This window comes from Syntrophales bacterium, from assembly GCA_023229765.1.
Taxonomy (GTDB): domain Bacteria; phylum Desulfobacterota; class Syntrophia; order Syntrophales; family UBA5619; genus DYTH01.
On record JALNYO010000014.1, the window covers coordinates 1 to 14,486 of the forward strand.

Genomic DNA, 14,486 nt, shown 5'->3' on the forward strand with positions numbered 1-14,486 from the left:
CGCTTCGTCGCATCCGTGGGGATTTCTTCTTCTCGTTCCCATACCGGAGCGCGGGAACGGGAAAAAGCAATGCAAATGGTGCTTCGGCAATAATGGGAAAAACAGGAATCTAAATATACAAGGAGGAAAATAGCATGGCAAAGATAGGTTTTATAGGTTTGGGAATCATGGGAAAACCCATGAGCAGGAATCTTATGAAGGCAGGGCATTCGCTTGTCGTTTATTGCAGAGCGGCGGCGACCGAAAAGGAGTTTAAAGAAGCCGGCGCCCAGATATCCGCCTCGCCCCGGGAAGTAGCCCAAAATGCCGACATAATTATCACAATGCTCCCGAACTCGCCGGAGGTTAAGGAGGTTGTGCTGGGACAAAACGGTCTGATCGAAGGGATGCGTCCTAATTCGATGCTGATCGACATGACCTCCCTCGATCCGCTGGTAAGCCGGGAAATCGCCGCGAAGCTGGCCGAAAAAAATGTCCGGATGATGGATGCGCCGGTCAGCGGCGGCGAACCGAAGGCGATCGCGGGAACGCTTTCGATCATGGTCGGTTGTCGGCAGGAGGACTTTGACGAATTTCTGCCGATTTTGAAGGCGATGGGTTCATCCGCCGTCCGCTGCGGTGAAGCCGGCGCCGGAAATGTAACGAAACTTGCCAATCAGATCATCGTCGCGGCCAACATCGCCGCCGTTTCCGAAGCCCTCGTGCTTGCCGCCAAGGCGGGCGTCAATCCGGATCTCGTTTTTCAGGCGATTCGGGGCGGCCTGGCCGGGAGCGTTGCCCTTGATGCCAAGGCCCCGCTGATGCTGGATCGCAATTTTAACCCCGGCTTCCGGATCAACCTGCACATCAAGGATTTGAACAACGTGCTGAACACCGCCAAAGGCATTTCGACGCCGACGCCGCTTACCGAAAATGTCATGCAAATGATGCTGTCACTCCGCGATAACGGCATGGGCGACGCCGATCACAGCGCCCTGGTCAGATATTATGAAACCCTTGCCGGGATTGAGCTCTCTCGGTAGATGGGAGCTGAGGGGTTTGCCCGATATGGCTTCGCACATCCTGTCAAACCATTTATAACGATACCTGGCAGGAATATTACCGCCAACTCGATCTGTGCGTACGGGAAAGGAACCTGTCTGGATTTATCAGTTATGTCGTGCTCGGTTTCCGCGACGGGCTGCAGGGCGTTCTGGATACTGTTCAGGCTAACCTTCTGGAAATGTCATGGTAAAAATTCATCTATGATACCCTGGACGGCAAGAAGGCCATGGGCAAGACCCGCGCCATTGTAAAGCGGCAGCGTACCCTTGCCCTCCAGTTCCCCGTGGAGAAGTGGCATACCCCTGAAGAGCTTGTCGTCAGCTCCGGAATCCTTGCGAAGGAGTATGCCATCCTTTCTTCAGCAACGATTGTGGTTTCCCCGCTGATCTCCCTCATGAAGGACCAGATGGACCAGTTGCGGGAAACCGGAGTTCCGGACCGTTGTGGAATGTGCGACAACTGCCGAACGGGGGAAGAGGAAAAGGCCCTCGTCGATCTGACCATCCCGGCGCAGATGTTTCTCTCCTGTGTCAAACGGACCGGCGAAATCTTCGGCGCGGGCCATATCGTCGATGTCCTGCGGGGGGCGAATTCCCAGAAGATCCTGAAATTCCGGCACGAAAGACTCTCCACCTATGGAATCGGCACGGCCTATTCCCTAAAGCAATGGCGCCACTTATCTCGCCAATTTATTCAGAAAAGCCTGTTGCTTTATGACTATGAGCACGGAACGACAGAAACCGGCCCCAATGGCAGAACTCGCGCCTGCTCCCCCAGCCAACAGCGGCAAGCGCCGGTATCTTGTCATCGGCGAACGTTTGCCTTAATTATCAGGTTTTACAGGTTGTCCAGCGGACTGCGCACTGCAAGGCCCTGCCGGTTGAGCACATGGGTGTAAATCATGGTGGTCGCGACATCCGCGTGGCCGAGCAGTTCCTGTACCGTCCGGATATCCGCTTCCCCGGCCAGCAGGTGGGTGGCGAAGGAGTGACGCAGGGTATGGGGGGTGACCCGCTGGGAAAGGTTGGCTGCTGTTTTGAAAAACCACCGTAGGGAAGCTCGAACCGAATCCGTATTTTTCCCCTCTTTCTCCAGTGCGTGCAGATAGTCCAGCACCGATTCTATAGAGGTTCGCCGGTGTGCGGCCTTGAGGAATTTCAGACAGGCAAAGATATCCTGTTCCCGTGTGCGTAGAACGGCAGGATCGGGGCATTCCGATTGCAGGACTTCCCGCCATCTGGGAAACGAAACGGAGGTGTCTGCAGCAACGCTGACTCTGTCTTCTGACTTTTGCATTGAGTGCGAATAACAAATTAAGTTCCTGAATTCAAGCTCTATGATTTTTTTGAGGCGTGAGACCAAAACTTCGTGTTGTTCGTTATAATTTATTGAAAATGTTCAAATATGCACGGACACATTTCGCTTGACACACGAAACCGTATCATCTTATGGGAACAAAAACTTCACTGATTTTCAACTGGCCATGTCTCCCAATGTTAAGACAGGCCTATTAATACTGATAAGCGGACCGTGAGCTCCGCTTCGCTACGCACACGGTTCGCTTATCGCTGGCTGTTGCGCTACGCTCGAACACTCTTGACAGGCTCCGCTCACGCTCCGCCTATCAAGGGCGTTCGAGCCGATTGCGCTTCTCGGGAAGTGATCACAGCGTGATCCCTTCCCTCCGATGCTCGCGGCTCAACAGCCGGCGTTAGCCCCGGGAGGCTTGAACCATGTTTAAAGAAGAACGTGATAAAAATAAATTTGTATGGGATGACTTGGGTGATCTTGAAAAAGGGAGGCCAAACCTTGGTTTAACCGTTCCGGTCTTGGCTTATCGCTTGCTCCAATATACTTTTCGAGATGTGATGATAACCGAGTTGGGCGTGAATAAAACCAATGATATCATAATTAAGGCAGGCAGGCTTGCCGGGAAGCAATTCTGTGAAAATATGCTGGACAGGGAACTTGATTTTAATAAATTTGTATCTCAGTTACAAAGCGTACTCAGGGAGCAAGCCATTGGGATTCTTAGAATTGAAAAAGTTGATCTTGAGAAAATGAGGTTTATGCTGACAGTTGCCGAGGATCTTGATTGTTCTGGTCTACCGCCCACCGATGAAGTTACTTGCCAATATGACGAGGGATTTATTACCGGCATTATGGAGGCCTATACCGGAAAACCTTTTTATGCAAAAGAGATTGACTGTTGGGCGAGTGGTGAGAGACTTTGCCGTTTTGATGTAAGGCTGCAGGAAGATACAGAATGATAAAAAAATTTACTGAAAAACTTGCCATTCTCTTGATAGGCAATATTCCAGAAGAAATTGACACCGGCGAGATTACTGATAAACATGAACTATACCTTGCGAACATGCTGAATCAACTTATCAAATTCGTGCAGGAGGTTTATGATTTTATCATTCCATTATCAAAAGGAGAATTAGCAAATAGAAGGTTATATTAGTGGGAAGACTGAAGCGCAGTTTTCTCATTCTATTTGCCCAGAGTGCATGAGTAAGCATTATCCGGATTGTTAAAAGCTCGTCGTCATGTTTAGGACGGAGGTGAAAGCATGAAAGAAAAGAAACTACCGGTTGATGCGGAGCAGGATGCCCGCAAAGTGCTGGAAGAACTCCGTGCGACGCTCTACAGCATTGGGGATGGGGTTATCACCACGGATGCGGTGGGCCATATCACCCAGATGAATCCGGTAGCCGAGGGCCTCACGGGGTGGAACGAGGCCGAGGCCCTCGGGAAGCCCTTGAATGAAGTATTCCGCATCATCAACGAGAAAACCAGGACCAATGTCGAAAGCCCGGTCGAGCGTGTCCTGTGCGAGGGTCAATTAACGGGCTTGGCCAACCACACCCTGCTCATCGCCAGGGATGGGACAGAGCGTCCGATTGCTGACAGTGGTGCGCCCATCCGTGACGAGCGGGGCGAGATCGCCGGAGTGGTGTTGGTCTTTCGCGACCGAACGGCAGAGCGCGCCGCTCAGCGGGCATTGCAGGAGAGTGAAGAACGTTACCGCACTGTGGCCGATTACACCTATGACTGGGAGTATTGGATCGCCCTGGATGCAAGTATACTCTATATGTCTCCTTCCTGCGAACGTATCACCGGCTATCGACCTGAGGAGTTTGTTGCCGATCCCGACCTGTTGGAAAGGATCGTGCATCCCGATGACCGCCGATTGTTCGAGCGACACAAATCTATCGCATATCGTCACGACGAAAAATACGAGATTGACTTTCGCATCCTCCGGCGCGATGGCGAGGTAAGCTGGATCGGCCACGTCTGCCAACCCGTCACCCGTGCTGACGGAACAAGTCTTGGCCTGCGAGTCGGCAATCGCGATATTACGGATCGCAAGCGGGCGGAGGCGGCACTGCATAGATTGAATCGCGAACTTCAGGCTATCAGCAAGTGCAACCAGGCTCTATTGCGGGCAGTTGACGAGCAAACCTTACTCAACGAAATCTGCCGTATCATTTGTGACGATGCAGGTTACCACCTGGCTTGGGTGGGATATGCTGAGCACGATGAGGCCAAAACCGTGCGTCCTGTAGCCTGGGCTGGGTTCGATAGTGGGTATATAGCATCCGCCAAACTTACTTGGGCAGAAGACGCAGAACGCGGACGAGGTCCCGCAGGAAAAGCCATTCGAAGCGGTGAAATAATTTATGTTCAGGATTTCACAACTTCCCCACACATGGCCTCGTGGCGAGAAAGCGCCTTGCAGCGTGGATATCGCTCCGGTATCGCCCTGCCTCTTAAAGATGAAAACGCAATAGTATTCGGGGTTCTTCTGATTTATTCCACGGAAGCTAACGCCATCACCCCAGACGAAATCCGACTCATGGAGGAATTGGCAGGCGATTTGGCTTTTGGCATCATCGCCTTGCATACTCGAACCGAACGCCAGCGAGCAGAAGAACGATTGCATAATAGCGAAAGTCGGCTCAATGAAGCCCAACGCATTGCTCATATCGGTTCCTGGGAACTCGATTTATTAACCAACAGGCTCGAATGGTCGCATGAGATTTACCGCATTTTTGAAATCGACCCGAAACAATTTGGCGCCACCTACGAAGCCTTTCTCAATTTTGTTCATCCCGAGGACCGGGACATGGTCAATCGAGCGTACACAGATTCCGTGAACAACAGAATTCCTTATGATATCATCCATCGCCTCAAGTTTTCGGATGGACGAATCAAATTCGTGCATGAGCGTTGTGAGACTTTTTACAATGAAGAAAGCAAACCCATCCGTTCACTCGGCACCGTTCAGGATATCACCGAGCGCAAGCGGATCGACAATATCATGCAGGCGCGCCTTCGCCTGTTGGAAGTGGCCAATTTACAGCCGATGGATGAATTGTTGACTGCAATGCTGGATGAAATGGAAGCGCTAACCGGCAGTTCGATTGGTTTCTATCATTTTCTCGAAGCAGATCAAAGAACTCTCTTATTGCAGCATTGGTCAACGAATACCTTGAAGAACATGTGCACAGCCGCTGGAAAAGGCAGCCATTATCCTATTGCCCAGGCGGGTGTATGGGTGGATTGTGTATACGAGCGTCGTCCCATTATTCACAACGATTATGCCTCTTTACCTCATCGCAAAGGGATGCCGGAAGGTCATGCCCCGGTCATTAGAGAACTTGTTGTCCCGATTTTCAGAGGTGACCTGATAAAGGCGGTTGTTGGTGTCGGCAACAAACCTACCGATTATGATGAAAGCGACGTAGAGATCGTATCGCAATTGGGTGACTTTTCCTGGGATATTGTCGAGCGCAAACAAGCGGAAGAGGCCCTGAAGGAGAGCGAAGAACGCTATCGCCTGCTCTTCCGTCGTTCGCCAGTGGGCGTGTTCCACTATGACACGCAGCTTCACATTACTGACTGCAACGACCGCTTTGTAGCCATTCTCCAATCCAGCCGAGAGCGATTGGTGGGCCTGGATATGGAAACGTTACAAGACCAGAGTGTGCTTTCCGCTCTGCGTCAGGCGGCGGAAGGAGAAGAGGGCTTTTACGAAGGCTTTTATCGCGCCACAACCAGTTCTGCAGAAATCTGCATTTCCATGCGCACTGCTCCTTTGGTTGATCAACAGGGCCAAGTCAAAGGCGGCATAGGGATAGTCGAAAATATCACCGAGCGCAAGCTGACGGAGGATGCTCTGAGACGTTCGGAAGACGAGAAGACAATCCTGAATCAGATTGCCAACGTCTTTCTGACTATTTCCGGCGAAGCGATATACGGAGAAGTCCTGGCGATTGTCCTTCAGGTGATGAAAAGCAAGTTCGGTATCTTTGGGTTTATAGGGGAAAATGGGGACCTTGTCATGCCCAGTTTGACCAGAGAAATCTGGAAAGAGTGCCAGGTTCCCGGTAAGTCGATCGTCTTTCCACCGGATTCCTGGGGAAACAGTCTATGGGGCAGAGCGATCGGGGAGAAAAAGACCTTCTATTCGGACGGGCCCTTTCGCACGCCCGAGGGGCACGTTCCCATTGATCATTTCCTCGCGGTACCGATCGTCTATGGACAAGAGACCATCGGGCTGATTTCCGTGGCCAACAAGGAAGGGGGATACGCCGAGGAGGATAAAGATCTACTGGAGCGCATTGCCCGTAAAGTCTCTCCCATCCTTTATGCCAGATCGCAAAGAGACGCTCAGGAGCGGAGGCGCATAGCGGCGGAGGAGGACCTGAGGGAATCGGAAGAAAAATATCGCCTCCTGATTACGAATGCCGATGAGGCCATCTTCATTGCCCAAGATGAGGTCGTAAAATTTCCAAACCCTAAAGCCCTGGAGATGAGCGGCTATTCCATGGAAGAATTAGCTGTAATTCCTTTCATTGATCTTGTCCATCCGGGAGATAAAGATACGATTTTTAAAACATATTTAAGGGTACTGGAAAATGAGCAACCTTTCGAGGTATATCCGTTCAGGATCGTAAACAAAAAAAGTCAGGAAATGTGGGTTCAACTCACTACCGCCCCGATTATCTGGGAGAAGAAACAGGGCATTCTCTGTTTTCTCAGGGATGTCACGCAGGAGAAGAAGTTGGAAGCCCAGTTTATGCAGGCCCAGAAGATGGAAGCGGTAGGTCGCTTGGCTGGCGGCGTGGCCCATGACTTCAACAATATGTTAGGGGTGATCATGGGCTACACGGAACTGGCCCTGGAAAAGGTGGACCCGTCCCAACCGCTCTTTGTCAATCTTCAGGAAATCAGGAAATCCGCCGAGCGCTCCGCCGACCTGACTCGGCAACTGCTGGCCTTTGCCCGCAAGCAGACCGTTGCCCCCAAGGTTCTTGATTTGAACGAGACCGTAGAGGGAATGCTCAAGATTCTGCGGCGGCTTATCGGCGAGGACATCAATCTCGCCTGGCTGCCGGGGACGGGGGTATGGCCGGTCAAGGTGGACCCGTCCCAGATTGATCAGATTCTGGCCAACTTATGCGTCAACGCCCGTGACGCCATAGCGGAGGTGGGCAAGGTCACCATCGAGACGCAGCCGGTGGCCTTCGATGAGGCCTATTGCGCCGATCATCCGGGGTTTTCGACCGGCGAGTACGTGCTGCTGGCTGTGAGCGACAATGGCTGTGGCATGGACAAAGAGACTTTGGATAAACTATTCGAACCGTTTTTCACCACCAAGGAGAAGGGCAAAGGCACCGGCCTTGGACTGGCCACGGTTTACGGCATCGTCAAACAAAACAACGGCTTCATCAACGTCTACAGCGAACCGGGCAAAGGATCGACCTTCAAGATTTATATACCACGTTTTGAGGGGCAGGCTGCCGCGGAACAGATGCAACCCCGGTCTGAACCGGCAAGGGGCTCCGGAGAGACGGTGCTGCTGGTGGAGGATGAGCTTTCAGTTTTAAAATTAAGCCAGAACGTTCTTGAACGGCTGGGCTACAAGGTGCTGCCGGCGAGCACGCCGGTCAAGGCCATCCAACTGGCTGAAGAATATGCCGGAAAGATTGATCTGCTTATCACGGACGTGGTCATGCCGGAAATTAACGGCCGGGATTTGGCCGAACGATTGCTTTCTACCAATCCGAAACTTAAGCAATTGTTTATGTCAGGCTACACGGGCAATGTCATCGCCCACCACGGTTTGCTCGACGAGGGTGTGCACTTCATCCAGAAACCGTTTTCAATACAGAACCTGGCCGCCAAAGTGCGAGAGGTGCTCGATCAGAAATCGACCTAAAGCAATAGGGGGAGAGGCTTCGGCTAACCTATAAGGATTGAGTTGACCCGCGAACCAATTAAATTGACGGCACGGACATGGTTGCGGGTCGAACTCAATCCCTTGTTCAACAAGCCCGATCATATTATATAGGGTAAAGATTAGATTGCGCAGGCGGGAAAGAAGTTGTCTCGTATAAGATTTTCATTGATTTGTCTGATTTCTCCGCAACAAAACCCGTTCTTTGACAAACAATCATCCTTCTTCCGGTTTTTCGTTGTTCATTTGAGGTAATTGCAAAACTCCCCATTCTTGTCATTCCCGCAACGATTCTGAGCGGGAATCTGGTTCTAACTGCTTGAAAAACCATATTCCCGATAGAGACATTCGGGAATGACAAATGGTTTTGCAATTGCCTCATTTGTTTTGGTTTTGACCAATAATTTTCCGTATGGCAGCATTTGCTCCGACGATCACTGAAAGTGTTCATAATTCCGGCAACAGCAATCCCTGCCCGTTTATAAACGGCTTTAAAAAACAAGAAAGAATAATGGTTTTTCAGTTTACATTTGCCGTACATTTACCCCGGTTTCATCAAGGCAACGAAGGCTGCTGCTTCGAGAACGTAATGGAAAATCACAACGTTCCCCGGCAATGGGGACAGTGCGGCATCGGTTTTTTCTCTTTTTTTGCTTCTGGTTGATCGGAAGCGAAGAATGGCAGGGACAACTCTATCGCGGCCCTGACATCATCGGGGGCTATCGATGAACCCGAACCCAGAAAGCCGTAGTAGCGGATTTTCATGAATCCACAGGGTAAAACGTGCTTAAGATAGCGGCGGATAAATTCCATGACCTCAAGCGACATCGTGCGCCAACGGGCGCTTCTCTGTTTTTTGTAACGAAAGGTTACCTGGCGCTGATGGATACCGACAATCCGACTGTCAGAAATGGCGACTTTGAAGACATAAGGGGCCAGATATTTCAAGCTTCCGTGCAAGGGATGTCGGCCCGAGATTGCAACCCCGTCCCAGGGCCGGAAAAATCAGTCTGGGGTTGCGATGCGTAATCCAGTAACGGCAAAGAAGAGCGTAGGTAGAATCAGGCAGGGGCACATATCGATCCTTTGCGCCTTTGCCGCGATGAACATGGATGAGCTTCCGTTTGCCGTCGATATCGGATACCTGCAGAAAGAGTCCTTCCTGGAGACGCAGTCCGCTTGAGTTCCTCCTCGGTGATTTGGTCAGGTTCCTTGCCGCTTACGAATTCAATGAGCTTGCGGACATGCCGGGCATAAGCTTCCTGGGTTCGTTCTCCTTTGCCGTTGAGTTTTAGGGCTTCAACGGCTTTGCCGTACCATGGGGTTTGCAGTACTGCCATAATATTACTCCTTTCTTTTGGGGGTTAAAAAGATTTATAAGGAGTGCTATCACGGCAGTTGTGAAAAAAGAATCACTGAAAAAATCGGGATGAGGAAGTATAAGGGAAAAAGAAATTAGCTTGTCACGGTTATCCTGCCGCGACAGCGGCTTACTTGAACTATAAGATCAACCGGACGCTCGTACCTCGCGCCGGTGATCAGCACGTTCGACACTAAGAGATGAAAAAGAAAACACTACTGAGTTGGAGTAGCGGGAAGGATAGCGCATGGGCGCTCCATCTACTGCGGGAAGACCCTGCGACAGACCTCCTGGGGCTGTTCACTGTCATGAACCAGAAATACGACCGCGTTTGCATGCACGCAACTCTGCCGAAACTGTTGCATCGGCAGGCCGAGGCGGCCTGCCTGTCGATCCAACTCATCAACTTCCCTGATCCCTGCACAAACGATCAGTCCGATGCCATCATGCGGGAATTCGTCACCCAATGCACGGCGAAGGGGATTGAACGGATTGCGTTCGGGGACTTGTTTCTTGAGGACATCCGTAGGTATCGTGAGAACCAATTGACGGGAACTGGGATTGAACCAGTCTTTCCGTTGTGGAAAATCCCCACGGACGAACTCGCCGAACAGATGCTTGCCGGAGGCATGGAAGCGTACTTGAGCAGTGTTGACCTCAAGAAACTACCCGCTCGTTACGCAGGCCGGAAATGGACGCGGGAGTTACTGAAGGAGTTTCCAGAGGGAACAGACCCATGCGGAGAAAATGGAGAAATTCACACGGTCGTTGTCGGCGGCCCGATGTTCCAAAAGGTGATTCCGATCACGGTTGGCGAAATCGTGGAACGGGAAGGGTTTGCTTATGCCGACATCATCCCGATGAACTGAAAATACTGTCAAACCAGCAAATCTCGGTACGGCTTCGCCGCCCGAGATTTGCGGTGTTATCTGTAAAAAATAATTTTGGCCGTGCCGGAATGTTGTACTATGGAAAAAGAAATAGCCCAGAACATAGGATAATTTAATGATAAAAGAACAAGAACGCGCCGAACTGCATCGCGCTATCTGGCAGATCGCCAAAACCGCTCCGAAGCACTGGGATGATGAGCCCTTCGACGCAATAGTTTCCAATCCTCCGTATTCCATCAGGTGGGAAGGCGACAGCAATACGCTTCTTATCAATGACCCGCGTTTTTCACCCGCAGGAGTATTGGCGCAAAAAGACACCCGCGAGGCAATTGATATTGTAAAGCTCAACGCCGAGATCAAAGGCATTGTTGCCCGGCAGAACGAACTGCGCACGGGGATTGATGAAATAGTGGCGGATTTGGAGGGCAGCCGATAATGAGAGAAGAGCAAAAAGGAGAACTAATCATTTATCAAGCTGAAGACGAAACAACCAAAATAGAAGTCCGCCTCGAAAATGAAAAAGTTTGGCTTACTCAAAAGATGATGGCCGAATTATTTCAGACAACGCCTCAGAATATTACCATTCACCTGAAAAATATTTTTGATGAAGGTGAGCTGCAGGAGGATGCAACTTGTAAGGATTTCTTACAAGTTCAAAACGAAGATTCCCGGAAGGTTGAGCGAAGACAAAAGTTTTACAACCTTGGTGCCACTATTTCTGTTGGTTACCGTATAAAATCCCATATTGCCACAAAATTTCGTATCTGGGCGACTGCACGACTGAAAGAATACCTGATCAAAGGTTTCACCATGGACGATGAGCGGCTCAAAGGCGCGGGTGGCGGGAATTACTGGAAGGAACTGCTCGACCGCATTCGCGATATCCGCAGCAGTGAAAAAGTACTGTACCGCCAGGTGCTGGATCTCTACGCGACCAGCGCGATTACCGATGAGGTATAGGTGTGAAGCCCTGCCGAATAGTGGTCAATGACTTGATACAACAGAACTTCGTCTATCTGGTGACGGAGCCTATGGGCCGGAACTTCCACCCGGACTTTCGCCCTGAACTCATTCCGAAGGCGATGCTGGAACTTGGCGTGTTCGGCGGCAAATATATGACCGATTGTGCGGCGGAGTACCCTGAGGATTGGTTCGCGAACGCTAAGCTGTGCCGAGAGCGTCACGACCCTGCAATGAACTTCTTTGGCGTGAACGCCTCGCAACCGCTTTCTTTCTGGGAAACTAAGGGGTGGATATACGAGGAGGATCCGCGGGGCTGGTTTCAATGGTATTGCCGATACTTTATGGGACGGCGATGTCGAGACGATGCACGCCAGATTCAACGGTGGAATGCCATTCCGCGCCACGCTGCCCAGATTAAAAAACACTGCAAACCGTGTGACTTGAACTGCCGGCGCAAGCAGAGACAGGTGCTCCTCCATTGGGCCTATGACTCGCGCAAGATATGACGACAAGATGCCATCGGTCGAGCGCACACGGCTACGTGAGACATGACGAAACGTCTAAAGGCATCGAGACCGACGCCGATCAGCGTTGGTCATTTTTCTGCAAAGGTTTATGGCGGCGCGGCTCATGCCCGGCGTTAGCCTACAAAAAAGGAGCTCAGAGTGCACGTGAAATTCAATCAAAAGACTGTTGCCTAGTTCGAGAAAATGCGGTGAACTTTGCGTTAGGCCAACAAAGGATGAGTGATATGGCGACAAAGCACAAGATATTGCAGAAGATACTTGCAGGATCGAAAAATATCCGATTTTCTGATATGATAGAACTTGTGGAAGGCTTCGGGTTCCGGCTTTCCCGGACTGATGGCAGCCACCACATTTTCGCGCATCCCGACATTCCGGAGCTTGTCAATCTCCAAGAAGTGAAAGGGCAAGCGAAACCATACCAGATGCGCCAATTTTTAAAGTTGATCGAACGCCACAGCTTAAGACTGGAGGAGGACAAATGAGAGATTACCATATAAACATTTTCTACTCTGAAGAAGACGAAGGTTACATTGCCGATATACCCGATTTGGAGGCATGTTCTGCGTTTGGCCAGACTCCTGACAAGGCTCTTCAAGAGGTTCAAAAAGCCAAAGAGCTTTGGTTGCAGGCTGCCCGGGCTGAGAAAAAACCGATTCCTCCTCCAAAGTACCGACCGGTTATCTATCAAGCCGCATGCACCTGAGAATGGTCCGGACGCTCAATCCCTATGCCGAATCAGGCGCTTCACCTGACCCCGACAAACTGCTGAGCTTTGGCCGATATCCGGGCGGCGCAGGTGAGTTTCGCGTTGGGAGTAATAAGATTACATGGGTGAATTTCCGATCATAATTATAGCTTCCTGGCTGGCGGGTTTAGCCGCCCTAGTCGGTGGTGTTGTTGCATGTATCGAAGGCAGTGCAGATACAGAAACGAAGCGTGAGATTTCTCACGGTATAATCGCCTTCGGTGGGGGAATCCTAGTGGCCGCAGTTGCATTTGCTCTGCTGCCGCAAGGAATTATGATGCTAAGTCCCGTGAGCCTCGGCGTCTCCTTTTGCGCTGGTGGGCTCTTTTTTTGTATTATAGACATATATCTTAGCAAACAGGGGGGTACCAAAGCTCAGTTTATGGCGATGCTTTTGGACTTCTTTCCGGAAGCGCTCGCCCTTGGCGCGGTGTTTGGACACGATTATAGATTGGGCATGTTGCTTGCCGCGTTCATAGGGGCTCAGAACCTGCCTGAAGGATTTAACTCCTACCGAGAGATAACGGGAGTGGGCACCAAGCCCCGCGTTGCGCTCAAGGCTCTTCTAGGGGCCAGCCTGCTCGGTCCTCTTGCAGCATGTACTGGTTACTTCTTTCTTAAGGATCAGGCCAAGTTAACAGCAACCATCATGACTTTCGCCAGCGGCGGGATTTTGTACCTCATTTTTCAAGACATAGCTCCGCAATCGAAGATCAGAAAACACTGGATCCCAGCGCTTGGCGCAGTCTTAGGTTTTGCCGTTGGATTGCTCGGCAAAAAATTGATCGGATGAACGAAACTCGTCTCCCAACAAGGGAAATGCTGCAACTCAGGCAACATATCCAATATGCAGCGGAAAAAGGCATTCTCAACATTGTCGACCAATATCTTCGCAATCTCGCTCAAGGCGACTGGTATTTCTTCGGCAACTAAAAACATCTTTTTTCGTTTGCCTCAATATAGCAAATACGCTATAATATGCTTATGAACTGGACAATCACCTACTTCAGTGAATCTGTGCAGCATGAAATCCTAGCCATGCCCGCAGGCTTTCTTGGCTGGTATCTTCGATATTCAGACAGGATGGAGGTGTTTGGCCCGGGCCTGGGCTTGCCGCATACTCGCGCAATGGGTGAAGGCTTGTTTGAGTTGCGGTTGAAATCTGCAGAGGGAATTGCACGGGTCTTCTACTGCACCATGATTGGCAAAAAGATCGTGGTGCTTCACCAGTTCATTAAGAAAACAGATAAAACCCCGCCCAGAGAACTTGAAACAGCTCGACGGCGGATGAGGGAGGTAAAAAATGCTCACACATAAAGAACTTAAGGCTCGCGCCCTCGATCGCGCAGACGTTAAGGCCGAATATGCCCGGCTTGATGAGGAGTTTGCTCTTCTCGATGAGTTTCTGAAGGCACGCGCGGCTGCTGGCATCACTCAGGCGGAGGTTGCCGAACGTATCGGCACGACTCAGTCCGCGGTAGCGCGCCTGGAATCTGGGAGCGGAAAGCACTCACCATCGCTGGCCACATTGCAAAAGTATGCTCATGCCCTAGGTTGTCGACTTGAGTTGCGGTTAGTCAATGAAGCTATAAAGGTAGGCGTTCTAACCTATAAGGATTGAGTTGACCCGCGAGCCAATTAAATTGACGGCACGGACATAATTGCGGGTCGAACTCAATCCGTTGTTCAACAGGCCCGATCATATTAT

At 50.9% G+C, this 14,486-nt stretch carries 17 protein-coding genes and 1 pseudogene; 15 read left to right on the forward strand and 3 right to left on the reverse strand.

From position 1 onward, the window contains the following. Positions 1-134: 134 nt before the first annotated feature. Complete coding sequence (garR, locus tag M0P74_09110) at positions 135-1,022, forward strand: 2-hydroxy-3-oxopropionate reductase (protein MCK9363738.1); 888 nt, start codon at positions 135-137, stop codon at positions 1,020-1,022. 248 nt (positions 1,023-1,270) lie between these two features. Continuing rightward, positions 1,271-1,942 (forward strand): hypothetical protein, encoded by a 672-nt coding sequence (locus tag M0P74_09115; protein ID MCK9363739.1) that lies wholly within the window; start codon positions 1,271-1,273, stop codon positions 1,940-1,942. Here the strand turns inward: M0P74_09115 and M0P74_09120 are convergent. Then, positions 1,882-2,067, reverse strand: a pseudogene (locus tag M0P74_09120) (tyrosine-type recombinase/integrase). The gene M0P74_09115 and the pseudogene M0P74_09120 overlap by 61 nt on opposite strands. Positions 2,068-2,777: 710 nt before the next feature. Here M0P74_09120 and M0P74_09125 point away from each other — a divergent pair. The 3 genes from M0P74_09125 (at position 2,778) to M0P74_09135 (ending at position 8,275) form a co-directional block, all read left to right on the forward strand. Next, positions 2,778-3,314 carry a 4-vinyl reductase gene (locus M0P74_09125; protein ID MCK9363740.1) on the forward strand — a complete coding sequence of 179 codons (537 nt, stop codon included), beginning with the start codon at positions 2,778-2,780 and terminating at the stop codon, positions 3,312-3,314. After that, positions 3,311-3,511, forward strand: a complete 201-nt coding sequence (locus tag M0P74_09130; protein ID MCK9363741.1) for a hypothetical protein — start codon at positions 3,311-3,313, stop codon at positions 3,509-3,511. The genes M0P74_09125 and M0P74_09130 overlap by 4 nt, the downstream gene beginning before the upstream one ends. A gap of 108 nt (positions 3,512-3,619) precedes the next feature. After that, complete coding sequence (locus tag M0P74_09135) at positions 3,620-8,275, forward strand: PAS domain S-box protein (protein ID MCK9363742.1); 4,656 nt, start codon at positions 3,620-3,622, stop codon at positions 8,273-8,275. Positions 8,276-8,399: 124 nt separating this feature from the next. Here M0P74_09135 and M0P74_09140 read toward each other — a convergent pair whose 3' ends face one another. After that, complete coding sequence (locus M0P74_09140; GenBank protein MCK9363743.1) at positions 8,400-8,834, reverse strand: hypothetical protein; 435 nt, start codon at positions 8,832-8,834, stop codon at positions 8,400-8,402. Positions 8,835-8,890: 56 nt separating this feature from the next. Then, on the reverse strand, positions 8,891-9,253 hold the full coding sequence (locus M0P74_09145; GenBank protein ID MCK9363744.1) for a transposase: 363 nt from the start codon (positions 9,251-9,253) through the stop codon (positions 8,891-8,893). A gap of 61 nt (positions 9,254-9,314) precedes the next feature. Here M0P74_09145 and M0P74_09150 point away from each other — a divergent pair, with 61 nt between their 5' ends. The 10 genes from M0P74_09150 to M0P74_09195 all read left to right on the forward strand — a co-directional run bounded on the left by M0P74_09150 (position 9,315) and on the right by M0P74_09195 (position 14,399). Beyond that, entirely contained in the window at positions 9,315-9,476 is a 162-nt protein-coding gene (locus M0P74_09150) for a hypothetical protein (protein ID MCK9363745.1), read from the forward strand. 377 nt (positions 9,477-9,853) lie between these two features. After that, entirely contained in the window at positions 9,854-10,522 is a 669-nt protein-coding gene (locus M0P74_09155) for a hypothetical protein (GenBank protein ID MCK9363746.1), read from the forward strand. A gap of 136 nt (positions 10,523-10,658) precedes the next feature. Next, positions 10,659-10,979 carry an N-6 DNA methylase gene (locus tag M0P74_09160; protein MCK9363747.1) on the forward strand — a complete coding sequence of 107 codons (321 nt, stop codon included), beginning with the start codon at positions 10,659-10,661 and terminating at the stop codon, positions 10,977-10,979. Beyond that, the gene (locus M0P74_09165; GenBank protein ID MCK9363748.1) at positions 10,979-11,503 is read left to right on the forward strand and encodes a virulence RhuM family protein; all 525 of its coding nucleotides are present in this window, start codon (positions 10,979-10,981) and stop codon (positions 11,501-11,503) included. Before M0P74_09160 ends, M0P74_09165 begins: the two co-directional genes overlap by 1 nt. A 2-nt stretch (positions 11,504-11,505) precedes the next feature. Continuing rightward, positions 11,506-12,012 (forward strand): hypothetical protein, encoded by a 507-nt coding sequence (locus tag M0P74_09170; protein ID MCK9363749.1) that lies wholly within the window; start codon positions 11,506-11,508, stop codon positions 12,010-12,012. Positions 12,013-12,047: 35 nt separating this feature from the next. Then, on the forward strand, positions 12,048-12,515 hold the full coding sequence (locus M0P74_09175; protein ID MCK9363750.1) for a type II toxin-antitoxin system HicA family toxin: 468 nt from the start codon (positions 12,048-12,050) through the stop codon (positions 12,513-12,515). Continuing rightward, a complete protein-coding gene (locus M0P74_09180) occupies positions 12,512-12,736 on the forward strand; it encodes a type II toxin-antitoxin system HicB family antitoxin (GenBank protein MCK9363751.1) in 225 nt (74 codons plus the stop codon). Before M0P74_09175 ends, M0P74_09180 begins: the two co-directional genes overlap by 4 nt. Positions 12,737-12,860: 124 nt before the next feature. Then, entirely contained in the window at positions 12,861-13,571 is a 711-nt protein-coding gene (locus tag M0P74_09185; GenBank protein MCK9363752.1) for a hypothetical protein, read from the forward strand. 191 nt (positions 13,572-13,762) lie between these two features. Next, positions 13,763-14,095, forward strand: a complete 333-nt coding sequence (locus M0P74_09190) for a type II toxin-antitoxin system RelE/ParE family toxin (protein MCK9363753.1) — start codon at positions 13,763-13,765, stop codon at positions 14,093-14,095. After that, positions 14,082-14,399, forward strand: a complete 318-nt coding sequence (locus M0P74_09195) for a helix-turn-helix transcriptional regulator (protein ID MCK9363754.1) — start codon at positions 14,082-14,084, stop codon at positions 14,397-14,399. Before M0P74_09190 ends, M0P74_09195 begins: the two co-directional genes overlap by 14 nt. The last annotated feature ends 87 nt before the right edge of the window (positions 14,400-14,486 follow it).

Coding starts and splice junctions, on each gene's coding strand:
- garR (MCK9363738.1), top strand. CDS start 135: ATGGCAAAGATAGGTTTTATAGGTTTGGGAATCATGGGAAAACCCATG.
- M0P74_09115 (MCK9363739.1), top strand. CDS start 1,271: ATGGGCAAGACCCGCGCCATTGTAAAGCGGCAGCGTACCCTTGCCCTC.
- M0P74_09125 (MCK9363740.1), top strand. CDS start 2,778: ATGTTTAAAGAAGAACGTGATAAAAATAAATTTGTATGGGATGACTTG.
- M0P74_09130 (MCK9363741.1), top strand. CDS start 3,311: ATGATAAAAAAATTTACTGAAAAACTTGCCATTCTCTTGATAGGCAAT.
- M0P74_09135 (MCK9363742.1), top strand. CDS start 3,620: ATGAAAGAAAAGAAACTACCGGTTGATGCGGAGCAGGATGCCCGCAAA.
- M0P74_09140 (MCK9363743.1), bottom strand. CDS start 8,834: ATGTACGGCAAATGTAAACTGAAAAACCATTATTCTTTCTTGTTTTTT.
- M0P74_09150 (MCK9363745.1), top strand. CDS start 9,315: ATGCGTAATCCAGTAACGGCAAAGAAGAGCGTAGGTAGAATCAGGCAG.
- M0P74_09155 (MCK9363746.1), top strand. CDS start 9,854: ATGAAAAAGAAAACACTACTGAGTTGGAGTAGCGGGAAGGATAGCGCA.
- M0P74_09160 (MCK9363747.1), top strand. CDS start 10,659: ATGATAAAAGAACAAGAACGCGCCGAACTGCATCGCGCTATCTGGCAG.
- M0P74_09165 (MCK9363748.1), top strand. CDS start 10,979: ATGAGAGAAGAGCAAAAAGGAGAACTAATCATTTATCAAGCTGAAGAC.
- M0P74_09180 (MCK9363751.1), top strand. CDS start 12,512: ATGAGAGATTACCATATAAACATTTTCTACTCTGAAGAAGACGAAGGT.
- M0P74_09185 (MCK9363752.1), top strand. CDS start 12,861: ATGGGTGAATTTCCGATCATAATTATAGCTTCCTGGCTGGCGGGTTTA.
- M0P74_09190 (MCK9363753.1), top strand. CDS start 13,763: ATGAACTGGACAATCACCTACTTCAGTGAATCTGTGCAGCATGAAATC.
- M0P74_09195 (MCK9363754.1), top strand. CDS start 14,082: ATGCTCACACATAAAGAACTTAAGGCTCGCGCCCTCGATCGCGCAGAC.